General features: G+C 68.6%; 18 protein-coding genes and 1 pseudogene. 5 read left to right on the forward strand and 14 right to left on the reverse strand.

Annotation, left to right across the window (positions count from 1 at the left end; translation table 11 throughout):
* Nucleotides 1-588: 588 nt before the first annotated feature.
* The 4 genes and pseudogenes from ACH9D3_RS12470 to ACH9D3_RS12485 form a co-directional block, all read right to left on the reverse strand.
* Nucleotides 589-1,326: a DUF389 domain-containing protein gene (locus ACH9D3_RS12470; protein ID WP_396411178.1), complete on the reverse strand. Its 738-nt coding sequence runs from the start codon at nucleotides 1,324-1,326 to the stop codon at nucleotides 589-591.
* 476 nt (nucleotides 1,327-1,802) lie between these two features.
* The gene (locus tag ACH9D3_RS12475; RefSeq protein WP_396411179.1) at nucleotides 1,803-3,014 is read right to left on the reverse strand and encodes a glycosyltransferase; all 1,212 of its coding nucleotides are present in this window, start codon (nucleotides 3,012-3,014) and stop codon (nucleotides 1,803-1,805) included.
* A gap of 37 nt (nucleotides 3,015-3,051) precedes the next feature.
* Nucleotides 3,052-3,177 (reverse strand): annotated as a pseudogene (locus ACH9D3_RS12480) (NAD-dependent epimerase/dehydratase family protein); the annotation flags it as partial.
* A 340-nt stretch (nucleotides 3,178-3,517) separates the two neighbouring features.
* Entirely contained in the window at nucleotides 3,518-3,751 is a 234-nt protein-coding gene (locus ACH9D3_RS12485; protein WP_396411193.1) for an NAD(P)H-binding protein, read from the reverse strand.
* Between ACH9D3_RS12485 and ACH9D3_RS12490 the strand changes: the two genes are divergently transcribed.
* Together ACH9D3_RS12490 and ACH9D3_RS12495 are read left to right on the forward strand one after the other, a co-directional pair.
* Nucleotides 3,666-4,037, forward strand: coding sequence for a hypothetical protein (locus tag ACH9D3_RS12490; protein WP_396411195.1), 372 nt, complete (start codon nucleotides 3,666-3,668; stop codon nucleotides 4,035-4,037). The genes ACH9D3_RS12485 and ACH9D3_RS12490 overlap by 86 nt on opposite strands.
* Nucleotides 4,038-4,163: 126 nt before the next feature.
* Nucleotides 4,164-4,487: a hypothetical protein gene (locus tag ACH9D3_RS12495; RefSeq protein WP_396411180.1), complete on the forward strand. Its 324-nt coding sequence runs from the start codon at nucleotides 4,164-4,166 to the stop codon at nucleotides 4,485-4,487.
* Nucleotides 4,488-4,774: 287 nt separating this feature from the next.
* On the opposite strand, the gene ACH9D3_RS12500 is transcribed toward ACH9D3_RS12495, so the two are convergent.
* Entirely contained in the window at nucleotides 4,775-5,200 is a 426-nt protein-coding gene (locus ACH9D3_RS12500; protein ID WP_396411181.1) for an ACT domain-containing protein, read from the reverse strand.
* Nucleotides 5,201-5,523: 323 nt separating this feature from the next.
* Nucleotides 5,524-6,672, reverse strand: coding sequence for an FAD-dependent oxidoreductase (locus tag ACH9D3_RS12505; protein WP_396411182.1), 1,149 nt, complete (start codon nucleotides 6,670-6,672; stop codon nucleotides 5,524-5,526).
* Between the two features lie 282 nt (nucleotides 6,673-6,954).
* Between ACH9D3_RS12505 and ACH9D3_RS12510 the strand changes: the two genes are divergently transcribed.
* The 3 genes from ACH9D3_RS12510 (at nucleotide 6,955) to ACH9D3_RS12520 (ending at nucleotide 8,930) form a co-directional block, all read left to right on the forward strand.
* Nucleotides 6,955-7,200 (forward strand): recombinase family protein, encoded by a 246-nt coding sequence (locus ACH9D3_RS12510; RefSeq protein ID WP_396411194.1) that lies wholly within the window; start codon nucleotides 6,955-6,957, stop codon nucleotides 7,198-7,200.
* 420 nt (nucleotides 7,201-7,620) lie between these two features.
* On the forward strand, nucleotides 7,621-8,334 hold the full coding sequence (locus ACH9D3_RS12515; RefSeq protein ID WP_396411183.1) for a GntR family transcriptional regulator: 714 nt from the start codon (nucleotides 7,621-7,623) through the stop codon (nucleotides 8,332-8,334).
* A gap of 2 nt (nucleotides 8,335-8,336) precedes the next feature.
* Nucleotides 8,337-8,930 (forward strand): short chain dehydrogenase, encoded by a 594-nt coding sequence (locus tag ACH9D3_RS12520; protein ID WP_396411184.1) that lies wholly within the window; start codon nucleotides 8,337-8,339, stop codon nucleotides 8,928-8,930.
* A gap of 111 nt (nucleotides 8,931-9,041) precedes the next feature.
* On the opposite strand, the gene ACH9D3_RS12525 is transcribed toward ACH9D3_RS12520, so the two are convergent.
* The 8 genes from ACH9D3_RS12525 to ACH9D3_RS12560 form a co-directional block, all read right to left on the reverse strand.
* Complete coding sequence (locus ACH9D3_RS12525; RefSeq protein WP_396411185.1) at nucleotides 9,042-9,806, reverse strand: SDR family oxidoreductase; 765 nt, start codon at nucleotides 9,804-9,806, stop codon at nucleotides 9,042-9,044.
* The gene (locus tag ACH9D3_RS12530) at nucleotides 9,803-10,540 is read right to left on the reverse strand and encodes a 3-oxoacyl-ACP reductase FabG (protein ID WP_396411186.1); all 738 of its coding nucleotides are present in this window, start codon (nucleotides 10,538-10,540) and stop codon (nucleotides 9,803-9,805) included. The genes ACH9D3_RS12525 and ACH9D3_RS12530 overlap by 4 nt, the downstream gene beginning before the upstream one ends.
* A 35-nt stretch (nucleotides 10,541-10,575) precedes the next feature.
* The gene (locus ACH9D3_RS12535; RefSeq protein WP_396411187.1) at nucleotides 10,576-12,117 is read right to left on the reverse strand and encodes a gamma-aminobutyraldehyde dehydrogenase; all 1,542 of its coding nucleotides are present in this window, start codon (nucleotides 12,115-12,117) and stop codon (nucleotides 10,576-10,578) included.
* Nucleotides 12,118-12,119: 2 nt separating this feature from the next.
* Nucleotides 12,120-13,220 (reverse strand): proline racemase family protein, encoded by a 1,101-nt coding sequence (locus ACH9D3_RS12540; RefSeq protein WP_396411188.1) that lies wholly within the window; start codon nucleotides 13,218-13,220, stop codon nucleotides 12,120-12,122.
* Entirely contained in the window at nucleotides 13,217-14,134 is a 918-nt protein-coding gene (locus tag ACH9D3_RS12545) for a dihydrodipicolinate synthase family protein (RefSeq protein WP_396411189.1), read from the reverse strand. Before ACH9D3_RS12545 ends, ACH9D3_RS12540 begins: the two co-directional genes overlap by 4 nt.
* A gap of 27 nt (nucleotides 14,135-14,161) precedes the next feature.
* Complete coding sequence (locus ACH9D3_RS12550; RefSeq protein WP_396411190.1) at nucleotides 14,162-15,424, reverse strand: FAD-dependent oxidoreductase; 1,263 nt, start codon at nucleotides 15,422-15,424, stop codon at nucleotides 14,162-14,164.
* Between the two features lie 251 nt (nucleotides 15,425-15,675).
* Nucleotides 15,676-15,924 (reverse strand): hypothetical protein, encoded by a 249-nt coding sequence (locus tag ACH9D3_RS12555; RefSeq protein ID WP_396411191.1) that lies wholly within the window; start codon nucleotides 15,922-15,924, stop codon nucleotides 15,676-15,678.
* Nucleotides 15,921-16,196, reverse strand: coding sequence for a DUF2188 domain-containing protein (locus tag ACH9D3_RS12560; protein ID WP_396411192.1), 276 nt, complete (start codon nucleotides 16,194-16,196; stop codon nucleotides 15,921-15,923). The genes ACH9D3_RS12555 and ACH9D3_RS12560 overlap by 4 nt, the downstream gene beginning before the upstream one ends.
* Nucleotides 16,197-16,318 lie beyond the last annotated feature (122 nt).

Raw genomic sequence — 16,318 nt, forward strand, 5'->3', positions numbered from 1 at the left:
CGCGTCGAGTTCGAGACCCAGGACGGCCCCAAGGGCCCCCAGGCCGCGAACATCACCGTGCTTGCGTGAGAACGCTCTGATCTCCTCGTGAGATCTCCGACGCCGGACCGTACGGCCTGACGTCACCGCAGGAATCGCCATCCGGCTCCGGCCCGGTGGCGATTCCTCGTTCCGGCCCCGGACCTCTGGCGCGTGCCGGTGCGGGTGGTCAACACGTGCACCCTCCCCTGCACCCGGCGCTGACCGGAGCCGAGCAGCGACTGTCCCGACCTGATTCCTGTGCGAGAAGTATGGGCTGCCGCTGCCCGTCGTACTGGCGACCGACCCGGAGGATGATCCTCTGGCCGACGCCATGTACGTGATGGCCGCTGGGTCCACGATGCAGTCTCTGCGGTGCCCTGTTGGCGGGCAAGCGTACCGCGCCTGGTCCGGTCGCGCTTCGCTGTCCTCAACTACATCGTCCGAGCGCTGCTGGAGACCGGCGGATCCAGGCCCCGACTGCACCCTGGATTCTGCAGAGCCGGCAATCCCGAGATCTTCGTCTACGTCACCCAGGTCATCACCGCGCGAGACGACTTCGGAACGGCACTAGAAACTTGGGATGGCGGGTGGTTGTCCCGGTGTCACGCCCGTGCTGTGCGCGATGACCAGGAGCACAACGATGGTCGCGATGAGTGCCACTGAGATCGTCAGCGGAAGCGGCGCAACCTCTCGGTGCAGCACGGCGAGTACGAGGATCCCCATCGCGACGATCATCGCGAAGTTCGTGCCGAGGAGCAGCAATCCCCCCAGTGTCCGGTCCGTGTCGCCCGCGAGGGCGGCGATGCCCGCCGCTGCGCCGGCCGGGACGAGTGCCAAGGCGGCGACGGTCCCGATCAGCGTGTCGGTCTTCTTCTCGGTCAGGGCGACGACTCCGACGACGCCACCGGCCACCGCCGCGGTGAGACTCCACCAGCCGGGGCGCAGGCGCTCCTCGAGCATCGGCTTGCCGAGCAGTTCGGTTCCTGGCTGGATCACACCGGTGACCTGCATGAGCAGGGCGGCCAACACGGCCGCACCGGCGGCGGCCGTGAGCCCGAGGACGGCGATACCCGCCCCCCGCGTGGCCAGAGAGGCTCGTCTGTGAACGACACCGAACGCGACGAGCGCGACGGGCGGCAGTACGGGTGCGATGATCATGGAGCCGACGAGGATGGGCACGGAGTTGGACAGCAAGCCCACCCCCGCCAGTACGCCCGCCAACGTCATGTAGATCAGGTAGCGCGGGGTCAGCTCCGCCTGCTCGACCACATACTCGAGTTCGTCGATGTCGTCGTCGTCGGCCATCTTCCCTCCCTCGTCGGGGCGGGCTCCCTCGCTCGCTTGCCTGCCACGCATTGACCGTTACTGTAACTGCCCCCCTCCGTCTCGAGGGGAGGCAGGCAGCCGCCGGCAGATCTACAACAAGGGACACAGATGGTTGCAGATACCGATACTTGGTAACCAGGCCCGTCGGAACGCAAGAGCCTTGCTCGTCGTCGACGCGCGCCCTGCGTTGTGATGAGCCGTCAAATGGGCTCTCGTGTGAATCTCAGCGACATTCGGCGGTGTTCTGACGGGGCTGAACGGCCGCTTCGGCGCCGTGCGATGAGGTTCGGGGCGGACGAGCCAGCCGAGCAGGGGCGGTCGAGGGTTTGACCGGTCCCGGGTGCTCCTCCCACGTCCTGGTCGTGGGACGAAGGTCCTGATGCCTTGCTCGAGGCTGACAGAGCGCGTGGTCTTGCGGAACCGGTTGACCAGGTCTGGTCTTCCTCGGGCCGGCTCTACGTGCGACCGGTGGGGCTCACCACCGGGGACAGCAGCGGCTGGCCGTCATGGCGGACAGAGGACGGGCCCGGGTGGGCTAGTGGGCGTGCTCCGTGCCGCTGGATCGCACGTTGGTAGCTGCCCACGACGGATTCGGTGGCGGCCCGCCAGCCGAGGCTCTCGGCCTCGACCCGTCCGGCCGCCCCCATGCGCGCACGCAGCACGTCGTTACCCAGCAGCTGCCGCAGGCGGGCGGTGAACCCGTCCGTGTCCCCGGGGACCACGAGGAAGCCGGTGGTCTCGTGGTCAACCGCGAAAGGGATCCCGCCCGCCCGGGCGCCGACCACCGGGACACCGCTGGCCAGCGATTCCAGCGCCACCAGGCCCAGGGTCTCCGTGGTGGACGGAAAGGCGAACACGTCGGCCGAGGCGTACGCCGCGGCGAGCTGCTCCCCGCGCAGGCATCCCGTGAAGACCGTCCCGGTGCCGGCGAAGCGCCGTTCGAGCTCCGCCCGGTGCGGTCCGTCCCCGACCACGGCGAGCCGGGTGCCCGGCAGCCGTCGGATCGGCTCGAGCAGCGCCTCGAGGTTCTTCTCCCGTGACAGCCGCCCCACCGAGAGCACCAGCCGGTCCTCCGGGTGACCGTGCGTGAGCCGGAACCGCATGGCGGGGCAGGCCTTCGCCGGGGAGAACGACCGGGTGTCCACGGCCTTGGGCCACAGCGCCACGTTCCGGATGCCCATTCCGGTGGCCTTCTCGACCATGGGCCCCGAGGTGCGCAGGTTGACCTGGGCCAGGTTGTGCGTCGCCCGGATCCACCGCTGTGCGGCCCCGCGCAACGGGCCGAGCCCGAGGGCGCTCAGGTACTGGGGGATGTCCGTGTGGAAGGACGCGAGCAGCGGCAGGTCCCGCCACCGCGCCGAGAGCGCCCCGTAGGCGGCCAGGCACACGGGGTTCACCGCGTGCACGACATCGGGGCGGAACGCCGTCAGGGCCCGTTCCACCCGCGGGGTCGGCAACCCCGCCCGGATCTCCGGGTACCAGGGCCGGAAGGGGAACGACCCGACACGGGCCACGATGTGGGATCCATACCGGTCCGGGGGCTCACCCGGAGCGAGAACCAGGGCCTCGTGTCCCATCTTCCCCAGTTCCTCCAGGGTGCGCGTGAGCTGGGTGACCACGCCGTCGACGTTGGGCAGGAAGGTTTCCGTGAACACCGCGATCCGCATGCCGGGCTCAGATCCCGGTGGAAGCACGGTTCGGCACCAGCTCGGCGTCGATGGCGCGCCGGGGGAGGTCGTCGACGACGAGCACGTCGTGACCGGCGGCCGACAGGTGCAGGGCTGCGGGCCGGCCGCAGAATCCGTCGCCTCCGAGTATCGCGATGTGCACTGGTGCTCCGTTCCCGGGCCGGACGGTGCCGGGCCCGTGTTGTTTCCTCCCCGGCGTGGAGCACGTTCGCGAAGCGCAGGTGAACAAACCACGCTCAACAGCTCGGCCGCCAGTAAGCCGGCCCGACCGGCCACGACCCCCGTGAGACCACCGGCTCGGATTGCTCGCTACCAACGTAAGTGCCTCGACGCGGATAGTCACCTCTCACGAACGACCCTGAACCTGACCACAGGCAGAGGCGGGACTGCCGGGCCTGAGGCAGTGGGTGCAGGGGAGGAGGGGTTCTTCGTGGTTGGTGTGATGATTCGTGTTGAGTGCCTTGGCAGGGGGTGTCCTTGAGTCAGTTGCTGATCGCCGGCGACGCGCAGACGTAGTTCGTCTCCAGGACCTGGGCGGCGAGGAACCGGGCCGCGTCCTGGCGGGTGACGGAGGATCCCACGGTGTCCCGGTGGGTCCTCCCGACGTGGCGCACCCCGCGCGGGGGACCGTTGGTCATCCCGGGGCAGCGCACCACGGTCCAGCTCAACGGGGATCGCGCGACCGTCGCCGAGGGCGTCGACGACGACCTCGTGATCGGCGACGAGGTCGTCCACCAGGGCGGCGTCGAGGGGGTCACCGGTGCGCAGCGCCACCCGGTCCACCCACTCTTCCGGCACCCCGGTGAGGTCCTTGACCACCGCGCTCACCGAATGCCCGCGGAAGATCAGATCGGTGACGACCAGATGCCCCGGGCGCGTGTCGGCCCCGAAGACCACCACCCTCACGGGGTGGACGCCATATCGGGCGTCCCCGATCTCGAACCAGATGCCGCGAAGCACCTGCCAAGCTTTCTCCGTGCTGCCAAAGACGTCGGGAGCTGAAAGTTCATCCAAGACCGGGCTCACTTGCTTGGTGAGCTGGCGCGTCATGAATTGCTGGACATCAATGGACTGCCGAGCCCACTCGCTAAGTACGCGCAGCGGCCCGCACGGTGCCATAGAACTGAAGTGATACTCGCGGTCGGCTGTGACGTGCTGCGCTGCTGCCGCAAAGATGCCACGGCTACGCAGGGCGGCAATGGTCCAATGATCGTTGATGCTGTGCTGGCGCTTCACCTGCGTGACGGCGACGGAGCCGCGCTCGTCAACGAACGTGAACTCAGAGCCTCCGGCCAGGTCTGGATCGAGATCCTCAAAGGTGATGCTGCGCCGCTCGTCTTGGATGCACCGCTAGGCGTGGTGTACGGCCCAAAAAAGTTCGTAGCTGTTGCCCAGCTAGTCGGCAACCCCGCCGCTGGCGCTATTTTTCGCAACGCCGTCGTGCGCGCCTGAGCCACATCCTTCATGGGCACCATTCTGCCGTTCAAGCACCAGGACGCCCTGGATGCCGCACGATGGGAGGTCGAGCGCATCGACCGAACAATGCGCGGTGAGGATCAGCCGCCACCGATCCTGGACCCGAAGCTGGAGGCGTTGAAGAATCGAATGCGCATCCTCCGCCGACCCCGAGCTCGGCGCATGGATCGATGGCAAGGGGCGCCGAAGCAGCCCACGAGAACAGACGCTCGCTGATCGAGCTCGACGCACCGACAGTGCCGACTCAGACGAGCCGATGCTGCTCAGTGGTCCTCGTCCAAGGAACCGTTGTCTGTCCGGTCGTGGAAGATATGACCCGCCGCGATCAAGCTCGACTTCGCGGCTTGAAGTGCTTGAAGAGGGACGAGCACCAGATCCGCGGATGCTGTTGAGGCCACGAAAATGGGGATTCCCGCCGCCGACAAGGGCGCGATCAGCGAGACGGTCATGCCGGGGGTGTCGAGGTCGTGCGCTGTGCCGCCTGTGTACAGAGCGACCCAGTTCCCTTCGTCCCCCGCGGCTTCGACCACCGTTTGGTCGTCAGCCATCGACACGGTGATCAACCGATCGGCGTCAGCATTGACTTCTTGCGCCGATCCACTCACGAGGTAACAGCCAGGGAGCCGACGGACGTGCTGGGCCACGATGGGTACGTTCACATTGAGCGGGGAAGCCTTCTGCACAGTCACAGGACGAGGTTACAGCGCGGACGCGTTGACAGCGTGGGGAGCACCGCCGTTGCCGGGATGGCGCCGGCGGTCGTCGGACTCTCGTATCGGCATGAGCTCGCCAACAGAAGCACGGAATGAGCCGTGTGCGCAGACCAGGTCGTACCCGCAAATGTTGCGCGGAGTATACCCAGCGCCACAGGTCGTCCCGGTCTACTCGTGCCAGAGACAAGAGGGCGCCGGACAACTCCTGGATGCTCAACGGACGGCGCTTGTCCCGGATGGTTCCACTCCCTTCGCTTGACATATGGCCCGGGTATCGGCCGCCTAGCCACGGCACTTGCCTATTGAATGCGCAGATGGCGGCCGAAAACCCGAAAGATTTCCGGCACCTGATCGCGGCCGGTGGCCAGGTCAGCGGCCATCTCCCCGATCAGAGGAGCGAACTTACCGCCGTGGCCCGAACAGGGGGAGACCACCGTGATGTTGTCCACCGTGTCGAGCACGAAGTCTTCGTTCGGGGTGTTGGTGAACAGGCAGGTGGTCTCGGCGTAGGGCTCAGGCACGACACCGGGAAGGTGGCGCGTGACATATTCCATCACCTGCTGCCGGTTGCTCTCGTCCATGAGCTGGTCCTGGGCCCGGGCGGATGATAGGACCTTCCCGCCGTTGAACTTCGCGACCTTCTGTCCCTGGAACCGGGCATCGCGCCCCCCGGGGAGACCATAGATCTGCAGGTTCTCGCTCAGGTGGATGAACGTGGGCCACGGCGTCGCCGATGCCTCAAGGGCCTTCTGGTAGGGGAAGTGGTAGGCCTGTTCTTGGCGCACCTGCAAGGAGGGCATCTGTTGCACGAAGGCGTCGGGAAGGCTCAAGTCGCTCAGCAGGGCCGGCAGCCATCCACCGGCGCACACGATGATGCGCTCGGCCTCGAGGACCTCTCCGGTGGAGGAGGACAGGCGGAAGCCGTTCCCCGACCGCGTCACCGAGCTCAGCTCCCACCCGGTTCTGATCTGCGCCCCCTGGGTCACGGCGAGCTCGGCCATCGTGGTGACCGTGGTCTCGGCATCGAGCACCCCGGCGCCGGGGTGCCACAGCACTTCAGTGTCGAACACCAGCTGGGGCCAGCGATGCTGGGCCTGTTCGGGGCTCAGCAGCTCGTGCTCCACCCCCGCCGACTGCAGGACCTCCGCCAGTTGCCGCGGTCGGCGCACGGAGCCATGGTCGACCGACCCCGTAGGGGTGATCAGCCGCCGACCGCTGAGCCGCTCGAGCTCGTCCCAGCCCCGCTTGGCATCGATCACCAGCCGGGTGTACCCCAGCTCCGGATACGCGTAGCGGAAGATACGGGCTGACCCGTGGGAGCTGCCCCACTTGTTGGCTGGGGTAGACCGCTCCAGCACGGTCACTTCGTGGTCACGGGAAGCCAGGTGCCAGGCGGTGGCTGCGCCGGCGAGTCCTGCTCCCACCACAACGTATTTCGAGGTGTTCATGTCTCTTGCTGCTCCACATCTCGAGCGGGGACGGTGTCAGCGAGATGCCCCTCGGAACCGTGACGCGGAGTGCGAAACGCACCTAGGAGTCATGGGAACACCAGATTGTCACCTACAGAGTCACACGCGCGCGTGATGTAGACACCTCCATTATCGACGCCACCCCCTGGCGCATCAGCCTCGATTGCTCTACGTCCTCCACGTTGAGGACCCCGTGCGCTGGGTCGACCTCACAGCCGCGGAAACGCTCGCCGCCCTCAGGCATCGCGGTCGATGCAGAACATGCTGACATTCGCCAAGCAGTTACGGGGCAGAGGTGCTGCTCTGCGGGTATTCAGCCTCGGTGGGGGAGACACAGACACCCACACCCCGATGGGGTCGAGGGTCTTCACCGTCATGGCCGCTTGGGCTCCGATGGAACCGGAGATCAAGCGGGGGCGGATCACTGATTCGTTGGCCCGGCGGAGGGCTGCCCGGAACCTGGGGGAGGCCCGAGCGGCCCGGTATCTGCGCATCTGGGAACTATGACGCAGACGACCGTCAAACCGGGCGCTTGGTCCGCTGTTGCGGTCGCCCCGTCTCCAAAGGACACTGCCCGCGCTGAGAGCTGATCCAGGTGGTGGTCGTCGGTGCACAGCATCTTGCGTTCACCGGTCCGGAACTCGCGAATCCATACCACGCGGAATGACGGAATGATCTCCTTCACCACCGCTGGACAGTGCGGAATTCCTGGACCGCGTACCTCAATGTGTGTTCCTGGGTGAAGGTACGCGAGGTGACCCGCCTGCAGATCGTCGGGCATCGTGGCGGGAGCGGCGGCTTATGGTACCTATTTCTGACCTCGGACGGCTGGTGCAGGAGAACTTTCACGGCTAAGCTCAGGATAGAAAATGTCTGACAATCTGCAGTGTGGCGTTGGCTGCTGCTGCATCTAGGACAGGACAAGGTATGGATCTGAAGACCGTGGGCGCCCCAACCGATGCCCAGTACGGCGGGAACCGCAACCTGTCACCGGTGACGAGCATGTCCCGCAGGGACGGCGTCCTCCGCGAAATACGCCGAGCTGTGGTGCGAGGGGATCTGCGTCCCGGCGACAAGCTGACGGAAGTCACCCTGTCGTCGACGCTGGGGGTGAGTCGTCCCACCATCCGCGAGGCCCTGAATCAGTTGTCCCAGGAAGGGCTGCTGGTCCAGGAGCCTTACCGGGGGCTGCGAGTGGCCAACCTGGAATCCGAGCAGATCCTGGACATCGCCAAGGCCAGGCACGCCCTGGACATGCTGGCGGTGGACGCCATTCTCGAGGACGCCAGTGGCCGACGGATGGCTGCTGTCCAGGACGCCTGGAGGGAGTTCGAGCGGTGGGAGAACGACCCTGATCCGCTGACTCTCCATGAAGCCCATGTGGCGTTTCATCGCGGGATCTGGGCGGCGTCGGAGAACTCGATGCTGCTGCGGTTCTGGCCCGTGACGGAAGCCCATCTGACCATCGCCCTGGCGCAGGACCAGGCGGTCCGGTCGGATCCCGCCCGCGCCAGTCTGGTGCATCACTACTTGATCGAGGCCCTGTCGCGACGGGACCGCGCGGAGATCGAGACGGCCTTCAAGAAGCACACGATCGACAGCGCATGTGAACTGATCGCCATCATGGAACAGGAGAACTGAGGATGAAGAAGGTGCTCGTGGTCGGGGCCACCGGGTTGATCGGCCGGACGGTAGTCGACACCCTGGCACAGGAGCATGAGGTGGTGCGCTCCTCCCGCAACGACGGTGAACGCGCGGACATGTCGGACCCCGCATCGGTGCGCGCACTCTTCGAGCACGTGGGCCCTGTGGACGCCGTGGTCAGCTGCGCCGGGGCGGTGCCGTTCAAGCCGCTCGCAGAACTGGCTGCGGCGGACTACGAGGCCGCGGTGCAGGAGAAGGTCTTGGGGCAGGTCAATCTCGTGACCGAGGGGCTCGCCCACGTCCGTGACGGTGGGTCGTTCACTCTCATCTCCGGTGTCCTGTCCCGGGAGCCCATTGCCACCGGTGCCGCGGCGTCCTTGGCCAACGGGGCTGTGGAGTCCTTCGTGATGGCCGCGGCCACGGAGCTGCCGCGGGGCATCAGGATCAATGTCGTCAGCCCCAGTGTCTTGGCCGAGGCCGAGGCATACCACCCCTTCTTCCCCGGTTACCCGCAGGTGCCGGCTGCGGAGGTGGCTCGGGCCTATGTCCGTTCGGTCGCTGGAGTGGAGACGGGCAAGACGTTCAACGTCTGAGGAACGCCCTCGACGGGAAAGCCTCCCCCTGCCTTGGCAGGGGGAGGCTTTCCCGTCGAGGGCCGACCACACCCGGTCGGGTGTGTCCCACCCCGGGGGTGGGCGGTCGTGTCAGCGGACGTAGTCCGCGCCGGTGATGTCGACGGTCGCCCCCGTGGTGTGCCGGGACCGGCCGGAGGCCAGGAAGGCGATGACCTCGGCCACATCGGCCGGCGGGGTCATCTCCCGGAGGGGGAGGCTGTTGAGCTGGTCATGTTCCTCGGACAGGTGTGCACTGATCCCGGTGCCGACCCAGCCGGGCGCCACAGCGTAGGCCAGGATGTTGTCGCCCGCGAAGCCGCGGGCGATCCCTTTGGTGAGAGCCAGCAGCCCGCCTTTGGCGGCTCCGTAGGCGAGGTGTTCGGCGTCGTCGCCGCGGTGCGAGGATCGGCTGGCGACATTGACGATGGCCCCGCCACCGTGTTCCTGGAAGTGCAGGATGGCGGCCCGGCACAGATCGGCCGGCGCCTGGAGGTTCAGCGCCAGGTTGGCGTCCCAGCCCCGGCTCCAGTCCTGGTTGTCGGCGAGTGGAGAGGCCAGCCAGGCGCCGGCGTTGTTGACCAGCACGTCGATGCGTCCGCGCCACGCGAGGGCCTGCTGCCAGATGTCGTGGCGGTGCTGCGCGTCGGCCAGGTCTCCTTGGACGAGGTGGATTCGTCCACCCAGTGCTGCCCGGATCTGCCGGGCCTCGGTGGCTCCTCGGGCGTAGTGGAGCACCACGTGGGCGCCTTCCCGGTGCATGACTTCCACGGTGGCCCGCCCGATGCCGCCGGACCCGCCGGTGACCAGCACGGTCTCGCCCTCGAGCATGGGCCGGGGCTGTGGTGGGGTGCTCATGCCACCGCCTGCGCGCCGGTGATCTCCACGACGGACCCGCAGATGAAGGGCGCTTCGTCGGAGGCGAGGAACGCCACCAGGGCGGCGACCTCTTCGGGTCGGCCGATCCGGCCGAGGGGGACGTCCGCGTCGAGCTCTGCGACGGTCCGGCCGCTGCGAGCCAGGCCGGCCTCCAGCATGGGGGTCCGGATCTCGCCCGGGGCGACGGCGTTGACGCGCACTCCGTGCGGTGCGCAGTCCCGTGCCAAGCTCTTGGTGAAGGACACGACGGCGGCCTTGGAGACGTTGTAGGCCAGGTGCCCGGGGGCGGGGGTCAGGCCCCACTGGGAAGCGGTGTTGACCACGGAGCCGCGCCGGGCGCGGACCATGGCGGGCAGCACGGCGCGACACATGTGGAACGTCGCGTCGACGTTGATCGAGAAGCTCAGGTCCCAGTCCTCGGGGGACAGGGTGAGCAGATCGCCGCGCCGGTTGATGCCCGCGTTGTTGACGAGAACCTCGACACCGCCCCGACGGCCGACGACCTCCTCGACCGCGGCGGCGCACGCCGCCGGGTCGAGGAGGTCGAAGACGGAGGCTTCCGCGGCGGCGCCAGAGGCGTGGAGCTCCTCCACGAGGCGCTGCGCGGCGTCCGCGTCCACGTCGCACACCACCACGTGCGATCCTTCCGCCGCCAGCCGACGGCTGATGGCGGAGCCGATGCCTCCGGCGGCGCCGGTCACCACGGAGGTCATGCCCTCGAAGCGGTGCGCATTTCCTGGCCGTTCCATCACTGGCCGATCGAGAACACCGTCCGGTGCCAGTCCCGCACCGACTTCCCGGTGATGTCGAACATGACGTGCTTGACCACGGTGTACTCCTCGAAGGAGTAGGTCGACATGTCCTTGCCGAAGCCGGACTGCTTCATGCCGCCGTGGGGCATCTCGCTGATGATCGAGATGTGGTCGTTGATCCACACGCAGCCCGAGCGGATCTCCCGGCTGGCCCGCATGGCGCGGTAGACGTCCCGGGTCCAGGCCGAGGCGGCCAGCCCGTAGGGGGTGTCGTTGGCCAGGGCGATGGCTTCGTCGTCGGTGTCGAAGGGCAGCACGGCCAGGACCGGTCCGAAGACCTCGTCCTGCACGATCTCGCTGTCGGCCGGGGCATCGGCCACCAGGGTGGGCCGGTAGTAGGACCCCTCGGTCGGCAGGGCCTCGGGCACGCCACCGCCGATGACCCGGGCGTAGTCACGGGCCCGGTCGACCATGGCAGCGACCTTCTCCCGGTGCTCCATCGAGATCAGCGGGCCCATGTCGGTGGCCGGGTCCTCCGTGGCCCCGAGCCGCACCCCCTTGTAGAGGGCGGCCACACCCTGCACGAACTCCTCGTAGACCGACCGGTGCACGATCGCGCGGGTGGCCGCGGTGCAGTCCTGGCCGGCGTTGATGAGGCTGCCGGCGACCGCCCCGTGGACGGCGGCCTCCAGATCCGCGTCGTCGAACACGACGAAGGGGGCCTTGCCGCCGAGTTCGAGGTGGACCCGCTTGGCCGTGGTCGCCGCGGCGTCGAGCACGGTGCGTCCCACCCCGGTGGAGCCGGTGAAGGAGAGCATGTCCACCTCGGGGTGGCGCAGCAGCCGCGCCCCGACCGTGCGGCCACCGCCGCACACGACGTTGAACACACCATCCGGGAGACCGGCTTCGGTGGCGATCTCGGCGAAGAGCAGCGTGGTCAGCGGGGTGTTCTCGGCGGGCTTGAGCACCACCGTGTTCCCGGCGGCGATCGCCGGGAGGACCTTCCACGCGGCCATCTGCAGCGGGTAGTTCCACGGGGCGATGGAGCCGATGACGCCGATCGCCTCGCGCCGGATCTGCGAGGTGTGGTCCGGGGAGTACTCCGCGGCGGCCTTGCCCTCGAGGTTGCGCGCGGCCCCGGCGAAGAAGGCCACGTTGTCGATCGTGCCGGGAACGTCGAACTCTCGGGTCAGGCGGATCGGCTTGCCCCCCTGGCGGCTCTCGAGCACGGCGAACTCCTCGGCCCGCTCCTCGAGCAGCGCGGCGAAGCAGGTCAGCACCGCCGAACGCTCCACCGGCGCCGCGGCGGACCAGCCCGGGAACGCGGCGCGGGCCGCCTCCACGGCCGCGTCCACGTCGGCGTCCCCGGCGACCGCGACGGTCGCCACGACCGTGCCGTCGGCGGGATTGATGACCTCGGAGGTCTCACCCGTGGCGCTGGGCGTCATCCGTCCGTTGATGTAGAGACCGGCGGACACCGGCGTCTCGGACGTCGCCGCACCCTGCAGGGTGGAGGCGGTGATGGTGGTCTCGCTCATGATCAGTCCTTTGCTGCTGTGGGGACGAGGGGAGAGGCCGCCGCGCCCGGGGCCCAGATGTCCCCGACGCTGTAGCCGCAGTGGAAGGGGTCCGAGGCGTCCAGGACCCATCGGCTGTGGCCGGTCACCCAGCCGCGGCCCGTGATGGTCGGCAGCACCGCCGGGCGCCCGCCGGTGGTGGTCGTGCCCACCAGGCGGCCGACGAACTCGGTGCCGATGATGCTGCGGTGCCGGAAAGGCTCGTCGAGGCCCAGGAGGCCTCGGGCGTGCAGGGCGGCCATCCGTGCGGAGGTGCCTGTGCCGCACGGGGAGCGGTCCAGGACGCCGGTCCAGCTCTGCGGGTCGTCGGCCCGCACCGGTCCGTTGGTGAGCACCACGGTGTTGCGGGATGGCTCGCCGGCAACGGGGTCGCCGCTGTGCAGCATGACCAGGTTCACGCCGCGGATGCCGGGGTGCTCCGGGTGGACCACGTCGATCTGCTCGGTGGCCGCCAGCTTGATCAACGCCCCGGCCCGGGCCAGTTCCCTGCCCCGGGACGGGTCCAGGTCCAGGCCCAGGTCGGCGATCCGCGCCTGGGCGAAGAACTGGCCGCCGAAGACGATGTCCACCGGCACCGTGCCCAGTTCCGGGACCTCCAGGGGCACATCGAGCTCCACCGCGAAGGACGGGACGTTGGCCACCGTGACGGAGCGGACCTTGCCGCCGGCCACCTGCGCGGTGGCGTGCACCGTGCCCACGGCCGTGTCGATGGCGACCTCGACCACGGGCCCGGGGCGTTCGATGATGCCGGTCTCGATCGCGGCGGTGACCGCACAGATGGTGTTCGACCCCGACATGGGGGTGAACCCTCCCTGCTCCAGCACCACGATCCCGAAGTCCGAACCCGGGTTGACCGGGGGCAGGAGGATCACGGCGCACATCGCGGGGTAGCCGCGCGGTTCCTGCAGCACCAGCCGGCGCAGCCCGTCGAGGTGCTGCCGGCAGTACTGCAGGCGCTCAGCCATGGTGTCGCCCTGGACGAAGCGCGCGGCCGAGGTGAGGATCCGGCCCGGTTCGCCCTCGGCGTGCACCTCGACCGTGTCCAGGCTGAGGATCTCGCTCATGCCGTGGCGGGCTTCAGGACGCCGGCGGTCTCGAGGATCTCGGCGAACTGCTTCTTCTTCTCCTCCGACAGCGGCTGGATCGGTCGGCGCGGGGGACCGGCGGGCACTCCGAGCAGCTCCAGGCCGGCCTTGAGCCCGGCCGGGTAGTTCACCGACTCCAGGAAGGCGCTGATCGCCCGCAGGGTCTTCCACTGCTCCCGCGCGGCGGTCAGGTCACCCCGCTCGGCCAGGGTGTTCCAGAACTCCACGGCGAGCTCGGGCACGACCCCGGCCGCGCCCCAGACGGAGGCCTCCGCACCGCTGGCGATGCCGAAGAAGGTCAGGGTGTCCCAGCCGTTGAAGGCCTTGATCTTGTCGGAGTAGTTGGTGAGCAGATCCCCCAGCGCGATGGCGTCGTCGGAGGTCGACTTGAGGTAGTCGATGCCGTCGATCTCCCCCAGGGCGGCGATCTGCTCGGCCTCGAGGGGGATGCCGGTGACCCCGGGCACGTGGTAGTAGACGATCGACAGGTTCACCGAGGCGGCGACGTCGGAGAGGAACGCGACCAGGGCGTCGAAGTCCAGCGGGTCGTAGAACGGCGGGACGAGCATCAGCGCGTCAGCACCCACGGACTCGGCGTGCTGGGCCAGGGAGATGGCCCGCTCGGTGGACAGTGCCCCGATGCCGGCCACCACGGGGACGCGTCCGGCAGCGGCCTCCACGTAGAGCTCGATGACGCGCCGGTACTCGGCGTCGGTCAGGGTCGGGAACTCCCCGGAGGTGCCGGTGGGCACGATGCCGTGGATGCCGGCCTCGACGAGACGGTCCACGTGACGACGCAGGGCGTCCTCGTCAACGGCGGAGGCGTCCGCGGTGAAGGGGGTGGTGACGGCGGCGAGGATGCCGCGCAGTTCGACGTTCTTGCGGTGGCTCATGATGTGTGTCCTTTCGAGGGAGGGGTGTCAGGCGGCGGAGCGGACTGCTCGCCGCTGGCCGGTGAATCGCTCGGCGGCGAAGGGGTCGAGGGCGGAGGGCATCCGCCCGTGCAGGATGAGTTCGGTCAGGGCCGAGGCGGTGCCCGGGGCCAAGGTGACGCCCATCATTCCGTGGCCGGTGGAGACGTAGGCGTTGGACATCGGTCCCAGCCGGCCGATGATCGGCAGGCCGTCCGGGGTCATGGGTCGCATGCCGGCACGGGCCGTGACCTTCTCCGTCGGCGGTTCCCACCCGCGGAAGTAGGTGGTCGGGGCGCGGAGGATGGCATCGACGCGCACCTGGTTGATGTTCTCGTCCAGCCCGCCGAACTCCATGGTCCCGGCCAGGCGCAGCCGGTGCTCGAAGGGGGTCACCGCGACCTTGGCGTCGGAGAGGTTCACGGCGCTGCGCAGGCCGAACTTCGGGACCTCCACGCTGTACCCCTTGCCCGGGCGCACCGGCAGCAGGAGGCCGAAGAGCTTGGAGACCTGCCCGGTCCAGGCCCCGGCCGCCAGCACCACGGCGTCACCGGTGAACCGGCGTTCTCCGGCTCGGACCGCGGTGATGCGGTCCCCGGAGGTCTCGACCTCCTCGACCGGGGCGTTCTCGACGATCTCGACGCCCATCGTCACGAGGCGCTCGGCCAGTGCCCGGGTCAGTGCGCCCGGGTCCAGGTGGCGCTCGTGGGGATAGTAGATGCCGCCGATCACCGCGTCGGAAAGCAGGGGCTCCTGCTCGCGGACCTCGTCCCCGCGCAGCACGCGCGGATCCCGGTCGAAGGCCCGGGCCAGATCCAGATTGTCCAGGTGGTGCTCGAGGTTCTCCTCTTCCGTGAAGGCCATGAGCAGCCCGGCGGTGTGCATCTCGAAGTCCATGCCGTCGGCGCGGTACTCGTCGAAGACCTCGAGGGTCTCCTTCGCCAGGGTCAGGTGGCCTTCGAAGCCGGCTCGCTGGGCCTTGGCGTTGGAGTGGCGCCACATGCCGGTCATGAATTTCAGGAACGCCGGCTCCAGGGACGGCTTGATGTAGAGCGGGCTGTCCGGGCGCAGCATCCACTTCATGGACTTGAGGATCACCCCGGGGCCGGGCACCGGCGCGGATTCGGCCGGGCAGACCCACCCCGCGTTGACCTCCGAGGTGCCCAGTCCGGTCCCGCGGGCGTCCACGAGGGTGACCTCCGCCCCCTCTCTCGCCAGGTGGTAGGCGGTGGTCAGTCCGACCACGCCACCTCCGATGACCACAACGTGCATCTCGTTCCTTCCTTGCGTGCCCACCCGGGGGCCCATGAACCGCGCGGGCCCTGCGTTTTCGCGTCCACCGGAATTGGACCGGGACCCTGGCGCCGGACGTCGGACCCAACGAGCAACTACGCACCTCGCGCCTGTTTGATTGTCAGGCAATCTGTATTGGGTTGAGCGTAGACACGTGATCGGTGCCACGTCTACCCCTGGGCGGCATTTTCTCGGGTTTGCTCGGGGGAAGCGGTGTGTGCCCGGCGGGGCTAGCAGAGGCGGAGGTGGTACTCCCGGAGGTCGATCATCTTCCGGTCCCCCAGTCCGTCCTCCCGGATCCACAGGACGCCCGAGCTCAGCAGGGTCTCCTCCACCACGCCCCGATAGTGGAGCACGTCGTAGCGCCATGCCTGGATGAGGCAGCCTGGGCGCGGCGCCATGGATTCGACGCCGGGGTGACGACCGCTGATCATGACGGAGGTGCTCGCGACGCGGCTGTCCATCACACGGCTGTTCATGCCGCGAGGTCTTTCCGGAGGATCTGTGACCCGGTCGACCCGGCGGCCGACAGCGCCGGTGGCGGGGCCGGTGCGGGCGGACCCTGGGCGGAGGACCCGTCGCTGCGGCGGACGATGATCTGCCCCCCGGTGCTGCGGGTGATGTTCCACGCCCATTGCAGGGCCTCGGAGCGGCTCGGGGCGTGCAGCCCGGTGCGCGTGGCACCAGGGGCCCTGACTTCCCAGCATCCGCTGGGGCAGGGGGCGATGATCCGGTCCTCGGGGTGGGGCATGGTCTTCCTTTCTGCGGCAGGGGTCGGTGTCGGCGACGGTCGAGAGGGGGCGATGGAGGAGATGCCGCGAAAGGCGGGGGTGATCCGTGTGCGTCCCTGAACTGCACGAGGGTGGGGGCGGG

The sequence above is a fragment of the Kocuria kalidii genome, assembly GCF_044462225.1.
Classification (GTDB): domain Bacteria; phylum Actinomycetota; class Actinomycetes; order Actinomycetales; family Micrococcaceae; genus Kocuria; species Kocuria kalidii.